Below are 18,141 nucleotides of genomic sequence, written 5' to 3' on the forward strand. Positions count from 1 at the left end.
GCTCCACGGTAGTCAATCGGGCACCGGTTACGCCGGATTTGAAGGTCTCAGTCGGGTGACGGGAATTGCGCACACCGTGACAATTGCAGTGAAAAGGAGTGCTGTGGCGATTGTCTGGGCGGTCAAGTAGTCGACGGGGATTGAGGTGAACGGTTCTGGGGTCATGCCCGTATCGCCCCCTACATAGATCGCCTCTGTATCGGATCGTAGGTAGCTCCCGCTGTAGATCGTGACCGAGGAAAGTTGGGAGGTGAGGATCGCGATCGAGGAGAAGGTCATCGCGGCAAAGGGAATCGTCAGGCCCAAGGTCGCGTCGACGAGGCTGCCGGGTGCGAGGGCGCCCAGCAACAAGGCTCCGCCAAATCCGAGGGCGGCGATTCTCACGGCTATTCCGATCGTGCCGTGTGCTGCGTCGAAGGGCAGGAGCTCTGACAGCGGTACTGCTGCAAGGATGACGAGAGAGACTAGGCGCGGAATGTGGGTGCTCAACCGCAGCCCCACGGCGACGGCCACACCGGCAACAAGCACGATCGACCACGGGGATTCCAACTGCACCGAATCGTCGGACCGGTAGGTGAATGTCACCAAGGTCGGAGCCGATGCGGCCGCGACTGCCGTTGCAGCCCAGAGGAATGTGCCGCCGGCACCAGACTGGTTTCCGAGTCTATTGGCCGCCACCGACGTGAGCCACAACGCTGCTGCGGGGCACAGGACCATGACGACCCATGCGGTGCCTTCGCTTGCGTATTGCTGGCGGTCGATGACGGATCCGAGTACGCGGTGTCCGATAGCCAGAGCAGTGATGACAACAAGTGCGATTCGGATCTCGCCGACGTCGGGACGCCTGATCCGGAACTCGGCTTGCGCCGTTGCGGCACAAGCGATTGCGGCAATGAGTGTTGCCCCGAGAAGCAGCCAGGCAGGCTCGCCGACGGCGGAGGTGCTCATCCGTCCGGTCGTGGAGGCAAAGGCTCTCGCGGACAGAAAGCCGGCGATCACACCCAGCAACAGGGCATTCTTCGACGCGATTCGGTCCCAGCTCGCAGCGGTGGCGCAACCTAGAATGACGCCTGCCGCAATGCTTTTGATCATGAGGAAGGCGATCAGCAGATCGAGTGACGCGACTTCGGGGACGGCCAACCGTATTAAGGCCATGATGCCGGTGGCGACTGCGACGGCGATCCACGCTGCTCCGCGAGACCCGCGTCGCTGAGCCAGTGCGCAAGCCAGGACTGCAACGACGGCGCCCAACGCGACGGAGGTCGGTCCGCTGCTGACCCACCGGTCGATTTCGGACTGAGAGGCTTCGATTGCCCACTCTTGTAGCGGCGGATTGGTCAGGGCTAGCGCGGCAAGGGTCCCGGACGCTAGTGCAGCAAGGGTGGTGAGTATCGCTCGTAGGTCGACTGGCATCGGACCAACCTATCTCGGGTTCTGGCTCAGGCTGGGGGTGTCAGTGCAGGGAACCAGATGTCGGTCAGGACGTCGGCGGCCGCGTCGGCGCCGGCCGTGATTGCGCCCTGCTCGGCCCAGCGGATGAAGAAGCGCTCGATCTGGGTGAGTAGCAGTTCAACTCGAAGTTTTGCTTCGTCGCGTCGTTCTTCCGGCCAGCGAGCGAGGTACGACGTCATCGCATTGGGCAGGGCGGAGATGCCGGCGCGGGCGAGGGCGCGGAATTCGGGTTCGAGAACCATGGCCTCGTCCCAGGCGCGCATCAGGTGGTGGTGATCGCGGCACCAGTCGAGCGCTCGGTTGATCCATCCGGCAAATTCGTCGCGTGAACCGGATTCGAGAACGCGGTCCAGGTCGGTGAAAATCGCGAGCGTGCTGGACATGACGGTATTCGATCCGAGGGCTTTGAGGATGTCGAGTTTGCCGGGGAAGTGCAGGTAGAAGGTGGCTCGGCTGCATCCGACACGGCCGACGATGTCCTCCACTGTGACGGCCGCGTAGCCGCGTTCGGTGAAGAGTGCGTCGGCAGCTTCTACGAGGTCTGCGCGTGTTTGCTGCTTCTGCTTTTCGCGCAGAGTCGGCTTGGCCGCAGTGTTGGTCATTAACGGAATCTTACGGCGATGAGGTGCCGGTTGGGGTAGTTGGGCGAGACTTACCGTCTTTTACTTGACAGGGCGTCAGTGAAAGCTACTCTGTGGTGCAGGGCACAAACCGACCGATCAGAGGACGCCATGACCATCTCGGACACAACTCGCACACCCAATCTGCCGGTCGGATTCGACGTCACCGATCCCGACATCCTGGCCGACCGCGTTCCGTTCGAAGAATTTGCGGAACTGCGTCGTAGCGCACCCATCTGGTGGTGTGAGCAGCCGCCCACCGTCGGCGGATTCCAGGACGAGGGCTACTGGGTTGTGTCGCGTCACGCCGATGTCAAAGAGGTCAGCCAGCGCAGTGACGTCTTCTCGAGCTGGGAGAACACTGCAATTCCGCGCTTCACCGATGACATGCCGCGTGAAGCTGTCGAGATGCAGCGCGCCAGCCTGATCAACAAGGATGCACCCGAGCACACCCAACAGCGCAAGCTGATCTCCAAGCTGTTCACGCCGCGCTCGATCAACGGCATGCGCGACGAATTGGACCGTCGGGCACGCAACATCGTCGAAACCGCCATCGCTGAAGGCCCCGGCGATTTTGTGAAGCAGGTGGCCAGTGAGCTGCCGCTGCAGGCGATTGCCGACTTGCTCGGCGTCCCGCAGGAGGATCGCGAGAAGCTCTTCAAGTGGTCCAACGAGATGATGGGCTACGACGACCCGGAGTATGTGGGTGATCCGGCCGCCTCGTCCATCGAGGTGCTCGGATACGCGTACCAAATGGCAGATGCGCGTCGTAACTGCCCGGCCGACGACATCGTCACCACTCTCGTTCAGGCTGACATCGACGGCGACGCTCTTCTCCCCGAAGACTTCGGATTCTTCGTACTGACCCTCGCCGTTGCCGGCAACGAGACGACGCGTAATGCCATCACACACGGCATGATCGCTTTCCTCGAAAACCCCGAGCAGTGGGAGCTGTACAAGAAGGAGCGTCCCAAGACGACGGCCGACGAGATCGTCCGTTGGGCAACTCCGGTCACCGCGTTCCAGCGCACCGCCCTCGAAGACACCGAACTGGCCGGCGTCTCGATCAAGAAGGGCCAGCGCGTTGTCATGCTTTACAGCTCGGCCAACTTCGACGAAGAGGTCTTCGAGAACCCGATGACCTTCGACATCACTCGTAACCCCAATCCGCACTTGGGTTTCGGTGGCACGGGCGCACACTTCTGCATCGGCGCCAACCTTGCGCGCATGGAAATCGACCTCATGTTCAACGCGATTGCCGACAACATGCCGGACATCACCAAGCTCGGTGACCCGCGCCGCCTGCGTTCCGGCTGGATCAACGGCATCAAGGAATTTCAGGTGGATTACAAGGGTGGTTCAGAGGGGACAGGTTGCCCGGTAGCTCACTAGGGTGGGTTGAGAGGTATTTCCTACGAACTCGAGGAGCCACCGCATGACGTCGATCAATGAGAAAGCAATTGCTCTGCTGGCATTGCATCAGCCTGGCAATCCAGTAATCCTCCCCACGGTGTGGGACGCGTGGTCGGCGAATCTTGCGGTGGCTGGCGGGTTTGCCGCCCTGACCGTCGGCAGCCACCCGGTTTCCGATTCCATTGGTAAGCCCGACAACGAGGGCATCACGTTCGGCGAGTTGGTGCGTCGAATCAAGCAGATCACCGGCGCCGTCGACGCTCCCGTCTCCGTGGACATCGAGAGTGGCTACGGGCTCGAGCCCGCTGTTCTGATCGAAGGCTTGCTCGACGCCGGTGCTGTCGGCCTCAATATCGAGGACACCGTGCACAGTGAGGGCGGACGGCTGCGTGAGGCGCAGGAGCATGCCGATTTTGTGGGTGGGCTTCGCCAGGCCGCCGACGCAGCGGGCGTCCACGTCGTGGTCAATGCGCGTACCGATCTGTTTGTGAAGCAAGTGGGCGACGAGTCCGATCGGGTGGACCGCGCAATTGCACGCCTCAAGCTGGCTGCCGATGCGGGCGCTGATGTTCTGTATCCCGTCGGACGGCACGACGACGCTACTCAAATTCGTCTGACGTCGGAACTTCCGTTGCCGGTCAACGCAATCGGTATCCCGGATCAGGATGACCCGGCCAGTTTCGGGCCGCTCGGAGTAGCACGTGTGAGTTTCGGCCCGTTCTTCCAGATGGCGCTGTCGAATCGCGCCACCGAGATTCTGGGACGCTGGGCTTGAGTAATCGGGTTCTGACGCCCGGCCCGCTTCTTGATGCTCACGGGCATCTCGTCGAAGCGGGCTGGTCGTCGTCGGAGGTTCGGACGTATCAGCGTTCCGCCGTGAAGGCGCCCAAGTTTCGCCTCAAGGAGTGGGACTACTACTGCGTGCTCACGCCGGATTACGGCATCGCGTTGACTGTCGCGGACAACGGTTACATGGGCTTGCTCGGTGTTTCGTGGCTGGACTTCACGACGCCGCACGAGGTCACGGAAAGCCTGATGCTGCCGTTTCCGATGGGCAGGCTCGGGCTGCCGGGAAGTGCTGATTCCGGCGATGTTGTGATATCGAAGGGCAAGGTGCGCTTCGAGTTTCGGCATGTGGATGGTGGGCGCCGGTTGGTCGTCGACTATCCGGCATTTGACGGCGGGAAGGGATTCTCGGCCGACCTGTTTCTGCAGAGTCCGGCTGACGATCGCATGGTGATCGCGACGCCGTTCCCGAAGGCTCCCCGGTCGTTTTACTACAACCAGAAGATCAACTGCCTACCCGCTGCCGGGACTGTTCGGATTGGTGAGCAGGAATTTGCATTTGCTCCGGAAGATGCTTTCGGAGTGCTGGATTGGGGCCGAGGCGTCTGGACGTATGACAACACTTGGTACTGGGGTTCGGCCTCGGGGTTGGTGAACGGCGAGCGGTTTGGCTTTAACATCGGTTACGGATTCGGTGATACCTCAGCGGCCAGTGAGAACATCGTTTTTGTGAATGGTGTTGCGCACAAACTCGATCGGCTCGAGTTCGAGCTTCCGCACGGAACCTACGACGGCGCACCGTGGAAGTTCACGAGTAACGACGGCCGCTTCGAGATGAAGTTCGAGCCGATCATCGACCGAGCTGCGACGTTCAATGTCGGCGTACTGCGCTCGATCCAGCACCAGGTCTTCGGAAAGTTCTCCGGCACTGTTGTTCTCGATGACGGAAGCACTGTCACGGTTCATGATCTCCTCGGGTTCGCGGAGGAAGTTCGGAACCGATGGTAAGGGTGCTTTGCTGAAGTTGGCACCGTTTCTGTGTAGTGGGCACCCTTTCCAGCACGCTGAAAGGGGTGCTCACTGTGCACAGGGGGTGCTCACTTCAGCGTCGTCGAATGGGCGCTGTGGTTTTCGGCGCTGTGTTGTTGGCGGTGGTGTGCTGCGCGGCTGTTCGGAAGCTGGCACCGTTTCTGTCTAGTGGGCACCCTTTCCCGCCTGCTAAAACCGGTGCTCACTGTGCATAAGCGGTGCTCACTTCAAGAGTTATCCACAGATCCGAATCGTGTCCGCTTTCCACTGCCGGGATGCGCGAGGATCACTGGTCATGGGGGAACAACCGCACATAATCCGCAGACCTGAGCACCTCGCTACCGGGGGCACCGACGCCGGGATCCGCAGGACCTGCTCAAACGGCGAGTGGACCCGAATCCATCGCGGCGCCTACGTATCGACGGCTCAACTGTCCGATCTGGCAGCGCATGAGCGGCATCGTGTACGTATTCGTGCCGTGGCGAATGCTGCCCACGTCGGCGCCGTCGTCAGCCACACGTCGGCTGCGGTGATTCACGGATTCGAGCTCTGGAACACGCCGCTCGATCGTGTGCATCTCAGCCGGAACCGCCGTGGGGGCAGCCGGCAGTCCACGGACAGGCACGTGCATTCGGCGCAGTTCACAGACTACGAAGTGACTACTGTCGACGGCCTTGCAGTCACGACGCCAGCGCGCACAGTGGTGGATCTTGCGCGTTCGCTGCCCTTCGAGCAGGCGCTGGTAGCGGGCAATTCTGCGCTGCACCGCACGCTGTTGGGGATCGACGAAATCAAGGGCACTTTGTCCCGCGTGCCGCAGCACCCATCGCACCGCCACGCATTCCAGGCGGTGAGCTCGATGGATGCACGTATCGAAAGCGTCGGCGAGTCTCGGAGCCTGGCGCTCTTTGTGCGCGAGCGACTTCCGATCCCGCAGCTGCAAGTACAACTCGGCAATGCTCGTGTGGACTTTCTGTGGCGCGAGCACCGCACCATCGGCGAGTTCGACGGTCGCGTCAAGTACGGCCGTCTGGTGCCTGCGGGCCGCTCCGCCGAGGATGTTCTGTGGGAGGAGAAGCTCCGCGAAGACCGTCTGCGCGAAGCGGGCTGGCAGGTTGCGCGGTGGACGTGGGCGGACTTGTCGACGCCGTCGTTGGTGGCGGGCCGGATCACGGCGGCGTTCGGGCGTGGCCGCGGCGCCTGACAGCCCCCGAAGCGGGCAACGGTTTTGTGCAGTGAGCACCGTTTCCAGCCTGCTGAAAGGGGTGCTCACTGTGCACAAACGGTGCCAGCTAGCCGATGGCGCTCAATTCTCCGTACACAGTCCGCCCTTCCAGCACCGTGGCAAGGATCTTCAGGTCGGACAACGAGGTGGGTTCCGTGTCGAGGGGATTTGCAGACAGGACAACCAGATCCGCGTAGGCGCCGGGGAAGATCGCGCCGATGTTCTCCTCGCTGAAGAGTTGCCAGGCAGCGTTGACGGTATGAGCGCGCAGCGCAGCATCCACCGGGATTCGTTCCTCCGGTGCTACGACGCGGCCGCTGGGCGCGAGTCTGGTGACGGCGTCCTGCATGTTCCGCAAGGGGTTGGCGGGAGTGACCGGACCGTCGTTGTGGAAGGTGAAGCGTTGACCGGCGGCAAGTGCGGAACCTGCTGCGGCCCAGACACTGCCGTGCTCGGGCCCGAAGAGGTCGTCGACCAGTACGTCACCCCAGTAGTGCAGGTGGTCGATGAAGATGCTGACGGTGACTCCCAGGTCTGCGGCCCGTTGGAACTGGTCCGCACGCATTGCTCCGACGTGTTCAAGTCGCAGGCGGTGGTCGTCGCGTGGGTACTCTCGCAGCAGTTGTTCCCACGCGTCGAGGACCATCGTGATTGCGTCGTCGCCATGAGCGTGGCAGGCGATCTGCCAGCCCTTGTCGAAGTAGGCGGCGCTGATGTCGTGGATTTGCTCACCGGTGTAGTTGGCATGGCCATGGGTGCAGGCGATTCCGAGGCCACGGGTTGCCTCGGTGTCCAGGTACGGGAAGCTGGTGGCGATGTTGCCTACCCATGGTGAACCGTCGGACCACACCTTGATTCCGATTTGCCGGACCAGATCGTTGCCGTCGCCGGGTGCGGCGTCGGTTGTGCGGGCGGGTGTCGACATTTCGTAGAGGCGAAACCGGGTGGTGAGTAGTCCGGCGTCGGCGATTGCGTTGAGCGCCGGTCGCATTCGCGGATCGAACGACATTTCCGCGATGGTGGTGATACCGGCAGCATTCAGACGCGCGCACTCAGCGGCCAACAGTGCCGGGAAGTCATCTCCGATGGTCATGGCGTGGCCGGCAACAGTGAACACTGCGGGAGTTTCGTAGGCTGCGCCGTCCAGAGCACCCGACGCGTCGTGGCCGTACGATCCGCCGAAGGGATCTGGTGTGTCCCGGGTAATTCCGGCCTGCTCTGCGGCAGCGGTATTGAAGTAGGCGACGTGGCCGGAGTTGTGCAGGATCACGAGCGGGTAATCAGGCGCGGTGGTGTCGAGCCACTTCAGTGTGGGCTCGGGTAGGCCCTTCTGTAGCAACGGATCCCAGCCGTTCAGAAAAGCGCCGGCAGCGCCACGATCAGAAATGGTCTCGGCAATGGTGGCAACAACAGTGTCGGCGTCGGCGATCGTGACCGGCCGGATGTCCACGACGGCTGGGCCCAGGACGATTGCTTCTTCCAATGGATGCCCGTGCGGTTCGATGAATCCTGGCAGGATGCAAGCACTTCCGACGTCCACTACCTGGGTTCCGGCCCCGATCAACACGTCGAGTTCGGCTCGTGATCCCACCGTCGTGATGCGCCCGCCCGTGACGGCCAGGCCTTCCGCGCGGGGGAGCGCGTCGTCCATCGTGACAACGTCGCCGAACAGCACCAGATCCGCATTCATATTTCAGTCCTTACCGGTTGTCCGCATATGCCTGGAGATGTGCCACCTGCTCGGGATCGAGTGAGGGCCTTACGGTTTTGCGTGCTGTCGCTACGTCCGCTGCGCTCACGTCGGCAGCTTCCATGTCCCGGCGCATGGCAGTGAGCGCGGCTTCGCGCAGCAGTGCCGAGCAGTCTGCCGCCGAGTAGCCCTCGAGGTCGACCGCCAATGCATCCAAATCGACGTCGTCAGCGAGCGGTACGGATTTACCGGATGCTCGCAGAATTGCCTTGCGGGCCTCGGCATCCGGCGGCGGCACGAACACGAGGCGTTCCAGTCTGCCCGGACGCAGGAGTGCGGGGTCGATCAGATCGGGGCGGTTGGTGGCGCCCAGCACCACAACATCACGCAGCGGTTCGACGCCGTCCATTTCGGTCAGCAACGCTGCGACGACGCGATCCGATACGCCGGAGTCGGAGCTCTGCCCGCGACGCGGGGCGAGGGCGTCGATTTCGTCGAGGAAGATGAGGGAGGGCGCGGAGTCGCGGGCGCGCTGGAACAATTCGCGCACCGCTTTTTCCGAAGCACCGACCCATTTGTCCATGAGCTCTGCGCCTTTGACGGCGTGGACGCTGAGGTGTCCCGAGCTGGCAAGGGCGCGAACAAGATACGTTTTTCCGCAGCCGGGCGGGCCGTAGAGGAGGACGCCGCGGGGCGGGTCGACGCCCAGGCGGGCAAAGGAATCGGGGTGCTGCAGCGGCCACAGCACGGCCTCGGTGAGTGCCTGTTTGGTTTCGACCATGTCGCCGACGTCGTCGAGGGTGACACTGCCGATGGAGAGTTCTTCGGTACTCGAACGGGACAGTGGCCGAATCACTTCGAGTGCACCTACAAGATCGTCTTGCGTGATTTCGGGGGCCTCACCCGACTTGGATGCGCGGGTTGCGGCGCGCAGTGCGGCTTCTCGGCACAATGCCGCGAGGTCTGCGACCACAAATCCGGGGGCACGGGAGGCGATTGCGTCCAGTTCGAGTGTGCCGGTGGGGACTCTGCGAAGGAGCAGTTCGAGGAGGGCCCGGCGTGTTGCGCCGTCGGGCAGTGTCAGGGACAGTTCGCGGTCGCACAGATCTTGGCCGCGCAGGCGTGCGTCGACGCTCTCGGGATGTGCGGACGTGGCGACAAATGCCACTCCCGGGGTGGATACGGCGCTACGCAGTTGTTCGAGGATCAACGCGGACACAGGTTCTGGCGTCGAGGGCAGTAGTGCGTCGATGTCGCTGATCAACAAGACTCCGCCGCCGCGCACTGCGGCTACGGCGTCGACGATGCGCGCAAGGCGTGTATTCGGTTCGGTGGCACCAACTCCGGGGCCGTCGAGTTCGACGACGTTGCGGGACGACAGCACCGATCGGGCGAGTGTCGCTTTGCCGACTCCGGCCGGGCCGGTGATCAGAACGCCGAGGTGTGGGGAGGCTCCGAGAGTGCGCAGCAGTTCAGGTTCGTCGAGCGCGAGGCCGAGCCATTCGGTGAGCTTGGCGGCCTGAGCCTGTGCGCCCACAAGATGGTCGAGGGGAACAGCAGCAACATCAGCGACCACCACAGCCGGAGCGGGAACTGGAGCGGCAGATGATCTTCCCCAGTCCACCGCCGAATTGGGCTGCACACTCACCGGGCCGCCGGCCGGGTCAACGCCCGTGACAGTGAGCAGTTCCGATGTCCAGGCAACGCCGAAGGTACGGGAAAGAGCTTGAGTGGCTTCGGAAGTGCTGGTGCCCGGGCCCAGGTCGCGGGGGAGCAGCGAGACGGTGTCGCCGACGCTCACAACCTTGCCGAGGAGGGCTTGGCGCAGAACGGTGGGGCTGATCGATTGTGTCGCCATGGTGGATCCGGTAACGGAGACGGAGCGTGCCCCGTACACCGTTACCGGGCCCACCACGACGGAAGAGTTTTCGGTGAGCCCGACGTTGGACATCGTGACGTCGTCAAGCAGAATCGTGCCGGCCGGAGTGCCTGTGGGTGCCCGCCCCGCCACAGCAGCGCTTCCGCGGGCACCCATCAAGGCAATGGCATCCCATTCACGGATGCCCAACGCCGCCAACGCTTCGGGATGCAAGCGCACAACCCCGCGTCGTAAATCAGCGGCGGAGGTGTTGAGGCGGACGGTCAGGGCGAGTTCCGGCGAAGTCACTCCCCGAGACTACGTCGTCAATTAACGAGGGCGTCGTAACCCGAGGCGCACCATCGATCGTCGTCCGCCGGCGGTGGGCTGACGCCGTATTGCGCGACGCTCCGACGGCTTGATGTCCCAGGTTTCCGGACGTGCCGCAACCCAGCGCTTGGAGTGAACCGCAAACGGGATGTGGATGAGGTAGATCGCGACGAGAACGATCAGCAGCACGTACGGGAAGGTGATCAATGCGGCCGCGATCAATGCAACCAGCACCAGCAGTGCGGCTGCCATATGCGGAGGTACCGATACCGATTTCATGGCCAGCGTCGGGATGCGACTGACGATCAGTGCAGCGGAGAAGAGCATCCACACAACAACAACAACCGGCGACGACCACCATCCATCTCCCCACTGCGCGGTCGCAGCCAGGGGAGTGAGGGCGATCAATGCGCCGGCCGGCGCCGGAACACCCACGAAGTACTCGCGGGCGTAAGCGGGAACGTCGTCGTCGTCGAGCAAAGTATTGAACCGCGCCAGGCGCAGAACGATGCTGACGGCAAATACCAGGGCGATGATCCAGCCGAAACCGGTGCCGTCCAACAAGGTCACGTACAGAACCAACGCGGGGGCGACGCCGAAGGAGATGGAGTCGGACAGCGAGTCGAGTTCGGCACCGATCTTGCTGGTGGCGTCGAGAAGTCGTGCGATCCGGCCGTCGAGTGAATCGAGGACAGCGGCAGCACCGATCATCGCGAGTGAGATGCCGGGCTCACCGTCAAGCGCGAACTTGACGGCAGACAGCCCGGCACACAGCGCGAGGATGGTGATGACAGACGGCAGCAACCGCACGGCTTGGGTGCGTTTGGGCACCTTGATGCCGGGTTGTTTTGCGGCTACCGCCGGTTTCTTCACGGCTGGCTTCATCCTCGGTGTCTTCACTGCAGTTGCGCGATGACGGTTTCAGCACCGATTGTGCGCTGACCGGGCTCGACCAGCAAGGTCGTTCCGGCCGGGAAGTACGTGTCGACGCGGGAGCCGAATCGGATCAATCCGTAGGTGTCGCCGATGGGGAGGACGTCGCCGACGCCCGCGTAGCAGACGATACGACGAGCCAGCAGGCCCGCGATCTGGACGACGGCAATGTCGTGGCCGGATGCGGTTTCGATGAGCATGCTGTTGCGCTCGTTGACCTCGCTGGCGTCCGCGAGATCTGCGGAGAGGAACTTGCCGGGCTGGTGAACAACTGTTTTGACGGTTCCGCCGACGGGGGCGCGCTGGACGTGGACGTCCAGAACCGACAGGAAGATGCTCACGCGGGGGCGGGGTTCGCTGCCCAAGTTGAGCTCGGCCGGCGGAACTGCGTTGTCGACCAATGCGACCTCGCCGTCAGCCGGTGCTACGACGACGCCGATGCGATTGGGCGGCACCCGGTGCGGGTGACGGAAGAATGTGGCACAGGCGGCAGCGGAGAACAGGCCCGCGCGGCGCACCCATTTGCGGTTGCGGCCCAAGGCTGCAACCCCCAACGGTGCCAGCACAAATGGCAGGCCGGCGGGATGTAGCGGCGGAATCGCATGGCGAACCAGATCGACAAGATGTCCGATCCCGGTGGGTTGCGGGGTTCCGGGGGGTGTGGGTCGGCGTGCCACAGGCTCCTCTAACTACTCGGTGGTCCGCACTGACAGTGCGGGGTAGTGCACCCCTAGATTACGTGAGCGTGGTCTCGCTCACGGGTTGCAGCGGTATTAGCACCGAGTAGTACCCGACACAGTCGTCGTTATGCAGGCTCTCTCATCACACCGATATGGCGAACCGTCCCGGAAAGGTCGGGAAGCACTTCCAACGGAGACCACGTACTCAGCCCATCCGTACTGTCGGAATAGAGATACTTTCCTTCGGTATAGGCGTCGAGATATATCCGCCAGGTATCGTTCGGCAGCTGAACCAGAGCGGGGCCTTCCAGCATCGAGCCCCAATCCCCGGACGGGACGAATGAATAGGGTCCCGTCAGCGATGGCGCGACGGCATGTTCGATGATCTTCTTCGTTTCGTTCTTGGTGAACGCATGGTAGGTCGATCCGACCTTGACCACGGTGGTGTCGATGTGGTCCGCGCCGATTCCGGCGAGCGGAACTGGCAGGCTCCACAATCGCATCGATGGCTCCAGCGCCGTCATCAGGTACGGCACAAATCCTCCACCGGTCGACATCGACAGGATGACGTTGACGCGGCCGCCGTCCACGAACCATTCGGGCGCCCACGCTTTGGTGGTGAAGGGTGACAGAGACGGTCCGTCGCTGAACCCGGCCGAGCCCGAGGAGCCTGGCGGGCTCGCAGAACCTGTGCCGTCGCCGGTGCCGGGCAGGAAGGCGCAGCAGAACGGGACCGGATAGTTTCCCAGGGGAGTCCAGTTGATGCGGTCACTGCTGCGTGCAAAGCCGATATTCGCCCCGCCGCCCGTTGTGTAGGTGACGTAGTACATCCCGTCGGTGTTCCGGAAGATGCTCGGGTCACGCACAAGCCCCGACGGGGGCCGATACGCGGCGAGTCGGGCCGGTTGGAAGTTGGTGGCGTCCTCTGACTCGTAGACATCCATGTCGAGGCTGCTGGTGTTGCTGAATGCCACCATTGTGTATTGCCAGGCCGGTGGTGCGGCGCCGCTGGTTCCCGGGGCCGCGACCAGCATGCCCGCGACAGCGAGCATCACCATTGATATTGCTGAAAAGCATGTTCGTTTTGTCAGCATCACCGGTGAAGTATCTACGGCCGCAGGCGCACCAGGAGTCACTTTGGCCGCAGCCAAGCGGATCGTTACCGACAGTTCAGCGGATCGTTATTGAACCGAACGGGCCGCAGCTGTTGCAGTCGCCCGCGATGAGTGCTGTTCCTGTGCCTCCAAGACAGCGTTTTCGTTTTCCACTCCCCATTGGGTGAGGGCGGCCAGTGGGCCGTTGACGAAGGAGGTTCCGAGGTCTGTGAGTTGGTACGTGGCAGCGCGTACACGGTCCTCAACTCGACTGATCAGACCACTTCTCACTAGTCGCGCTACGGCTTGGCTGAGCGCCTTGTCGTTAATGCCCCCGATGACTGCGAGTAGTTCTTGGCGTCGTTTCGGACCTCGCCGTAGCGCAGCGAGCACACCCGGATCCCAGGAATGTGCGACTAGGTCCGTCGCGAGTCGAAGCCGGGTGTCGGCAGCAAGGCGTTCGGAGTATGTGTCCACGGTCTCATTGTCCCCTGATTTTTTCGTACCTTTTGGTATGCATCAGGTTTCTACCGTAGTTGGTCAATGAAACATGACGAAGGCACTACGCTGGTCATTTTCGGGCGGTCGACGCCACGAGCCGTTCACCCGACGCAGCTGCTCGCGATGAATAGTGCTCCTGAGCCGTTCGGACTGCGTTTCCGTTTTCCGCTGCCCATTGGGCGAGTGCGGCCAGTGGGCCGTTCGCGAGGGAGGCTCCGAGGTCAGTGAGTTGGTAGATGACACCGCGTGCGTTGTCGTCCGCTCGATCGATCAGGCCGCTTGCGCGCAGTCGCGTGAGAGCTTGGCTGAATACCTTGTCGCTGATGCCGCCGATACCGGCCAGCAGTTCTCGACGCCGTCTCGGACCTGCCCGTAGAGCTGACAGCACTACAGGATCCCAGGCATGAGCGACTAGATCTGTCGCGAGTCGAAGCTGGCAGTCGGCAACAAAGGGTTCGCAGTGCGAGTTCACGGTTCCACCGTCCTCTGATTCTTCCTACCTTTTGGTAGGCGCCACGTTTCTACCGTAATTGCTGCACGTCATTTACTCAGGCGATCGAAGGAGACAACCACCATGCGTATCGGAATCTTGGGCACAGGCAACATGGCGACGGTGCTCGGTCAGGCGTGGGCACGCGCGGGGCACGAACTGGTCATTGCCGGGCGGTCGACGCCCCGAGCTGGGTTGGTGGCCAAGGAGATTGGCGGTTCCGCGCGGGCGGTGGCTGCCGACAGACTTGCTGCAGAATCGGATGTTGTCGTGATCGCTGTGCTGTGGGAGGGCCTCGACGACGCTCTTACTCTGGCGAATGCGCCGACGGGTGCGTTTGCGGGCAAGACGGTTATCGACTGCACCAATGCGGTTGATTTCAGTACCGGAATGTTGAAGCCGGCTACCTCGGCTGCCCAGCACATTGCCGACGTCGCGACAGGCGCACACGTCGTCAAGGCACTTCATCTATTCGCGGGGCAGAGTTGGCTTGCGGCGGACGAGGGCGAGTCGAAGACGGTGGCGATCTGCGGCGATGACAACGATTCGTTGGACATCACTGCCGGGTTGATTCGTGATTTGGGTGCGTCGACGGCTGTGATCGGTGGACTCGACCACGCACGTCAGCTGGAAGACGTGGCCGGTTTTGTCATGGCGGTTGTCGCGTCGGGCAATAATCCGGCATCAGCGGTGCCGTCGATGACGTAAAGCTGACAAAGGCGAGCTCCGACGGTCTTCGTCGGAGCTCGCTGCCGTTGGTTAAGCGAGAACGCTGGCGGCTTCTGCTTCGTTCTTCACGCGCTTGAGGGTGGCATTCATGCCCTTGACGAGGTCGACCTCAAATTTGTCGTTGCCACCGAAGACGGTTTTGACCAGGAACTGCGAGACTTTGGATGTTCCGTGGGGAGCTTCGCGACGCTCGGTCACCTTGGTGCCTGTTGCGGTGGGCTCGAGTTCGTAGGACCAGATGGTGCCGTTCTCGGCAATGCGGAATGCGATCGACTTGTTGGGCTCGAAACGCACAACCTTGGCGGAGGTGGGCCAGATCAGGAATCCGCTGCGGTTGATGTTGAAGGTTTTGGCGCCTTCACGGACGGTTCCGCCGATGACCTTCATCTTCTTGCACTGGGGGCTCCATTCACCCATGCGCTGGAGGTCGGCGACGATTGCCCACACATCCTGCGGGGATGCGTTGATGTCGATGCTGGCTTCGAGGGTGTTGGACAACAGTTTCTCCAGTCAATTTGGTGATACGAAGAGTTACAAACACTTTTGCCGACGGTACGCGATCCGTCAAGAGTTGATGTGCCTCGCGTCACCTTACGTCCCGGGTTGATCTGGTAGCCGCCTCGACAAAAGTCGGCTGGAAGTCCGGGTATTTCCGTCCACATATCGATGTGAGGTGCGGGATCCCGTCGAAATAGCGAACTAATGTGCACTCAGGCACGGCTCACCAGGGGGGATTTGTGGCGACAGTTGAAGGGGTGGTCGGGAGTCTGCCGACTGGTAGCGGACAATAGACGGCGCACGTATGCCTGACAGCCGACTGGAGTACCGAGTGAACACCGAAGCCAAGACCGCCAACCAGGACGGTCTCAAGAGGGGGCTGACGGCGCGGCATATTCGTTTCATCGCTCTGGGATCGGCAATCGGAACGGGGCTCTTCTACGGCAGTGCCGAGGCGATCAAGCGCGCCGGGCCGTCCGTGTTGCTGGCCTACCTGATCGGTGGCATCGCGGTGTACCTGGTGCTGCGCGCACTCGGTGAGATGGCCGTACGCAACCCCGTCTCCGGTTCGTTCAGTGAATACGCCAACCAGCATCTGGGTCCGCTTGCCGGATTCATGACGGGTTGGACGTACACCTTCGAGATGGTGATCGTGTGCCTTGCCGACGTCACTGCATTCGGTCTGTACATGCAGTTCTGGTTCCCGGACGTGCCGCGCTGGATTTGGGTTCTGGCTGTCGTCTTCTTCATCGGTGCATTGAACTTGTTGAGCGTCAAGGTCTTCGGTGAGCTCGAGTTCTGGTTCACCCTGGTCAAGATCACCGCGATTATTGCCATGATCGCGGGTGGTATCGCTATCATCGTGTTCGGCTTCGGTGTCCACGAGACCGATACGGGCCTCAGCAACCTGTGGTCTGACGGCGGATTCTTTGCCACCGGCTTCGGCGGCTTCCTCGCGTGCTTCGCCATCGTGATGTTTGCATTCGGCGGTACCGAGATCATCGGAATCACTGCCGGTGAGGCCGAAGATCCGGCGCGCACCATCCGGAAAGCGGTCAATACCGTTCCGGTACGCATCATTCTCTTCTACATCTGCACGCTGGCCGTCATCATGATCATCATTCCGTGGCAGAGCATCAACAGTGACAACAGTCCGTTCGTTCAGATCTTCGAGAACCTCGGATTGGGTACAGCGGCGTCGATTCTCAACATTGTGGTCATCACTGCGGCGCTCTCGGCTATCAACAGCGACGTGTTCGGTGCCGGCCGCATGATGTTCGGAATGGCGCATGCCGGTCAGGCGCCGCATGTGATGAAGAAGGTCTCGCGCAACGGTGTTCCGTGGATGACCGTTGTCATCATGTCTATCGCTCTACTTGTCGGCGTTGTGCTCAACTACCTGATCCCGGACCAGGTGTTCCTCGTGATCGCGTCGCTCGCCACCTTCGCAACGATCTTCGTGTGGGTCATGATCCTGCTGTCGCAGTACCGCTCGCGCAGCCAGTTGAGCGCCGACGAAACAGCGGCACTGAAGTTTCCAGTGCCGCTGTGGCCGTACGGTCAGATCTTCGCGATCGTGTTCCTGACCTTCGTCGTCATTTTGCTGGGCGTCATGTCCGAGACCCGCGTTGCGCTGGCGGCCGGGGCCGTGTGGCTGGTTCTGCTTACCGGCGCCTACTACCTGTGGGTCAAGCCGGCGCTTAGTGCCGCGGATCGTAGTGGCGCATAACCGTCGGTCACGGAACCGCCCCAGAAAACTGTCGACGACCAGATAGAATGAACTGTGTTGCGGGTGTGTCCGCACAATCGATGTTCTCGACTCGACGGAGGAGCCACGGAGATGACCGCAGCACGCGACGCACAGTCACACATGGCAGAACCCCAAATCGACCGAGCAATTGCTGCCGCCACAGCGGGTCATCGTATGGCAGGTATGGAACCTAGCGAGTACGGCATCGAGATCGGTCGTAGGCAACTACGCGGCGAAATCACCGGCGACCAAGCCGTGGCATTGGTGCTCGCGGAGAACCGGCGCCGCCGAGCTGCCCGCAGTTGAAAGACCCGTACAGCAACCCCGATACCGGGGTCCTGATCAACAAACTCGGGCACACCGATCCGCAAGCTCTCCATGAGGACGAATCCGAAGCGGCATACCAGCGCATACTGCAGCTCGAATTGCTGCCGATATCAGGGAAATTCGACTTCGCGCATCTTCGAAAGATCCACCAATTTATCCTGCAAGACGTCTATGCCTGGGCCGGTGCCCTGCGCCGTACTGACACCGGCGCAGTCGGGATGAACCTCCCACATTGTCGCCCCGAACATATCGAAGACCAGGCAACATTCATCTTTCGCAACATCGCGAAAGACAGGTTCTCGGAAGGGCTCCCGAAGGATCAAGCGGTCGACCGCCTTGCCTATCACTGGGGAAAAGCCACGGTTCTGCATCCATTCAGGGACGGGAACTCGAGGTCTCAGCGCGTCTTCTTTGACCAATTGCTCAAATCTTCCGGCTGGACGATCGACTGGCGGAAAGTCGATGCCTCTGCAGTCCAAGCGGCGCGCTATGTCGCGATGGAAGCTACCCACACGCCCCTGCGTGACGTACTTATGCCCGGCGTACACCGTAACAACGCGGAGTTGCCCACGCTCGCAGCTTCTCAAGGGGCCGTTGTGCACCTCGAGGTCGCCGACTACCACAAAGCGATGCTCGAACAACTCCGCAGCGAAACCAGTGACAGGTCAGGAGATTAAGCGTCGACGACTGCTTTTCGGTCGATATGGTGGTCCGGCTGTTGATGTGGCTGGTTCTG

Annotated in this window: 18 protein-coding genes; 8 read left to right on the top strand and 10 right to left on the bottom strand. The window is 61.9% G+C overall.

Annotation, left to right across the window (positions count from 1 at the left end; all coding sequences use genetic code 11):
- Positions 1-27: 27 nt before the first annotated feature.
- Complete coding sequence (locus BDB13_RS10705; protein ID WP_094271623.1) at positions 28-1,413, bottom strand: hypothetical protein; 1,386 nt, start codon at positions 1,411-1,413, stop codon at positions 28-30.
- A 26-nt stretch (positions 1,414-1,439) separates the two neighbouring features.
- The gene (locus BDB13_RS10710) at positions 1,440-2,054 is read right to left on the bottom strand and encodes a TetR/AcrR family transcriptional regulator (protein ID WP_094271624.1); all 615 of its coding nucleotides are present in this window, start codon (positions 2,052-2,054) and stop codon (positions 1,440-1,442) included.
- Positions 2,055-2,183: 129 nt separating this feature from the next.
- Between BDB13_RS10710 and BDB13_RS10715 the strand changes: the two genes are divergently transcribed.
- The 4 genes from BDB13_RS10715 to BDB13_RS10730 all read left to right on the top strand — a co-directional run bounded on the left by BDB13_RS10715 (position 2,184) and on the right by BDB13_RS10730 (position 6,504).
- Positions 2,184-3,464 carry a cytochrome P450 gene (locus BDB13_RS10715; RefSeq protein WP_094271625.1) on the top strand — a complete coding sequence of 427 codons (1,281 nt, stop codon included), beginning with the start codon at positions 2,184-2,186 and terminating at the stop codon, positions 3,462-3,464.
- Between the two features lie 43 nt (positions 3,465-3,507).
- Positions 3,508-4,260, top strand: a complete 753-nt coding sequence (locus BDB13_RS10720; protein WP_094271626.1) for an isocitrate lyase/PEP mutase family protein — start codon at positions 3,508-3,510, stop codon at positions 4,258-4,260.
- Entirely contained in the window at positions 4,257-5,279 is a 1,023-nt protein-coding gene (locus BDB13_RS10725) for a DUF2804 domain-containing protein (RefSeq protein WP_094271627.1), read from the top strand. Before BDB13_RS10720 ends, BDB13_RS10725 begins: the two co-directional genes overlap by 4 nt.
- Positions 5,280-5,595: 316 nt before the next feature.
- Entirely contained in the window at positions 5,596-6,504 is a 909-nt protein-coding gene (locus BDB13_RS10730; RefSeq protein WP_094271628.1) for a hypothetical protein, read from the top strand.
- An 88-nt stretch (positions 6,505-6,592) separates the two neighbouring features.
- Here the strand turns inward: BDB13_RS10730 and BDB13_RS10735 are convergent, their stop codons facing one another.
- The 7 genes from BDB13_RS10735 to BDB13_RS10765 form a co-directional block, all read right to left on the bottom strand.
- Positions 6,593-8,215 carry an amidohydrolase gene (locus BDB13_RS10735; RefSeq protein ID WP_094271629.1) on the bottom strand — a complete coding sequence of 541 codons (1,623 nt, stop codon included), beginning with the start codon at positions 8,213-8,215 and terminating at the stop codon, positions 6,593-6,595.
- 10 nt (positions 8,216-8,225) lie between these two features.
- Complete coding sequence (locus BDB13_RS10740; protein WP_094271630.1) at positions 8,226-10,382, bottom strand: AAA family ATPase; 2,157 nt, start codon at positions 10,380-10,382, stop codon at positions 8,226-8,228.
- Positions 10,383-10,403: 21 nt separating this feature from the next.
- On the bottom strand, positions 10,404-11,303 hold the full coding sequence (locus BDB13_RS10745) for a CDP-alcohol phosphatidyltransferase family protein (protein WP_441347185.1): 900 nt from the start codon (positions 11,301-11,303) through the stop codon (positions 10,404-10,406).
- The gene (locus BDB13_RS10750) at positions 11,300-12,013 is read right to left on the bottom strand and encodes a phosphatidylserine decarboxylase (RefSeq protein WP_094271631.1); all 714 of its coding nucleotides are present in this window, start codon (positions 12,011-12,013) and stop codon (positions 11,300-11,302) included. Before BDB13_RS10750 ends, BDB13_RS10745 begins: the two co-directional genes overlap by 4 nt.
- Positions 12,014-12,141: 128 nt before the next feature.
- Positions 12,142-13,074, bottom strand: a complete 933-nt coding sequence (locus BDB13_RS10755; protein ID WP_094271632.1) for an arabinofuranosidase — start codon at positions 13,072-13,074, stop codon at positions 12,142-12,144.
- Between the two features lie 123 nt (positions 13,075-13,197).
- Positions 13,198-13,587: a winged helix-turn-helix transcriptional regulator gene (locus tag BDB13_RS10760; protein ID WP_094271633.1), complete on the bottom strand. Its 390-nt coding sequence runs from the start codon at positions 13,585-13,587 to the stop codon at positions 13,198-13,200.
- A 94-nt stretch (positions 13,588-13,681) separates the two neighbouring features.
- A complete protein-coding gene (locus BDB13_RS10765; protein ID WP_094271634.1) occupies positions 13,682-14,083 on the bottom strand; it encodes a winged helix-turn-helix transcriptional regulator in 402 nt (133 codons plus the stop codon).
- A 57-nt stretch (positions 14,084-14,140) separates the two neighbouring features.
- Here BDB13_RS10765 and BDB13_RS10770 point away from each other — a divergent pair, with 57 nt between their 5' ends.
- A complete protein-coding gene (locus BDB13_RS10770) occupies positions 14,141-14,809 on the top strand; it encodes an NADPH-dependent F420 reductase (protein WP_254923012.1) in 669 nt (222 codons plus the stop codon).
- Positions 14,810-14,860: 51 nt separating this feature from the next.
- Here the strand turns inward: BDB13_RS10770 and BDB13_RS10775 are convergent, their stop codons facing one another.
- A complete protein-coding gene (locus BDB13_RS10775) occupies positions 14,861-15,328 on the bottom strand; it encodes an SRPBCC family protein (RefSeq protein WP_094271636.1) in 468 nt (155 codons plus the stop codon).
- A gap of 304 nt (positions 15,329-15,632) precedes the next feature.
- On the opposite strand from BDB13_RS10775, the gene BDB13_RS10780 reads away from it, so the two are divergent.
- The 3 genes from BDB13_RS10780 (at position 15,633) to BDB13_RS10790 (ending at position 18,082) form a co-directional block, all read left to right on the top strand.
- Positions 15,633-17,057: an amino acid permease gene (locus tag BDB13_RS10780; RefSeq protein WP_441347186.1), complete on the top strand. Its 1,425-nt coding sequence runs from the start codon at positions 15,633-15,635 to the stop codon at positions 17,055-17,057.
- Positions 17,058-17,168: 111 nt separating this feature from the next.
- Positions 17,169-17,384 (top strand): antitoxin VbhA family protein, encoded by a 216-nt coding sequence (locus tag BDB13_RS10785; protein ID WP_094271637.1) that lies wholly within the window; start codon positions 17,169-17,171, stop codon positions 17,382-17,384.
- The gene (locus BDB13_RS10790; protein ID WP_094271638.1) at positions 17,381-18,082 is read left to right on the top strand and encodes a Fic/DOC family protein; all 702 of its coding nucleotides are present in this window, start codon (positions 17,381-17,383) and stop codon (positions 18,080-18,082) included. Before BDB13_RS10785 ends, BDB13_RS10790 begins: the two co-directional genes overlap by 4 nt.
- Positions 18,083-18,141: the final 59 nt, after the last annotated feature.

The organism is Rhodococcus sp. OK302 (assembly GCF_002245895.1).
In the GTDB taxonomy this organism is placed as follows: Bacteria; Actinomycetota; Actinomycetes; order Mycobacteriales; family Mycobacteriaceae; genus Rhodococcus_F.

What these genes read in the sequence shown, in the direction of transcription:
- BDB13_RS10705 (WP_094271623.1), bottom strand. Translation starts at nt 1,413, where the DNA reads ATGCCAGTCGACCTACGAGCGATACTCACCACCCTTGCTGCACTAGCG.
- BDB13_RS10710 (WP_094271624.1), bottom strand. Translation starts at nt 2,054, where the DNA reads ATGACCAACACTGCGGCCAAGCCGACTCTGCGCGAAAAGCAGAAGCAG.
- BDB13_RS10715 (WP_094271625.1), top strand. Translation starts at nt 2,184, where the DNA reads ATGACCATCTCGGACACAACTCGCACACCCAATCTGCCGGTCGGATTC.
- BDB13_RS10720 (WP_094271626.1), top strand. Translation starts at nt 3,508, where the DNA reads ATGACGTCGATCAATGAGAAAGCAATTGCTCTGCTGGCATTGCATCAG.
- BDB13_RS10730 (WP_094271628.1), top strand. Translation starts at nt 5,596, where the DNA reads ATGGGGGAACAACCGCACATAATCCGCAGACCTGAGCACCTCGCTACC.
- BDB13_RS10735 (WP_094271629.1), bottom strand. Translation starts at nt 8,215, where the DNA reads ATGAATGCGGATCTGGTGCTGTTCGGCGACGTTGTCACGATGGACGAC.
- BDB13_RS10755 (WP_094271632.1), bottom strand. Translation starts at nt 13,074, where the DNA reads ATGGTGATGCTCGCTGTCGCGGGCATGCTGGTCGCGGCCCCGGGAACC.
- BDB13_RS10780 (WP_441347186.1), top strand. Translation starts at nt 15,633, where the DNA reads ATGCCTGACAGCCGACTGGAGTACCGAGTGAACACCGAAGCCAAGACC.
- BDB13_RS10785 (WP_094271637.1), top strand. Translation starts at nt 17,169, where the DNA reads ATGACCGCAGCACGCGACGCACAGTCACACATGGCAGAACCCCAAATC.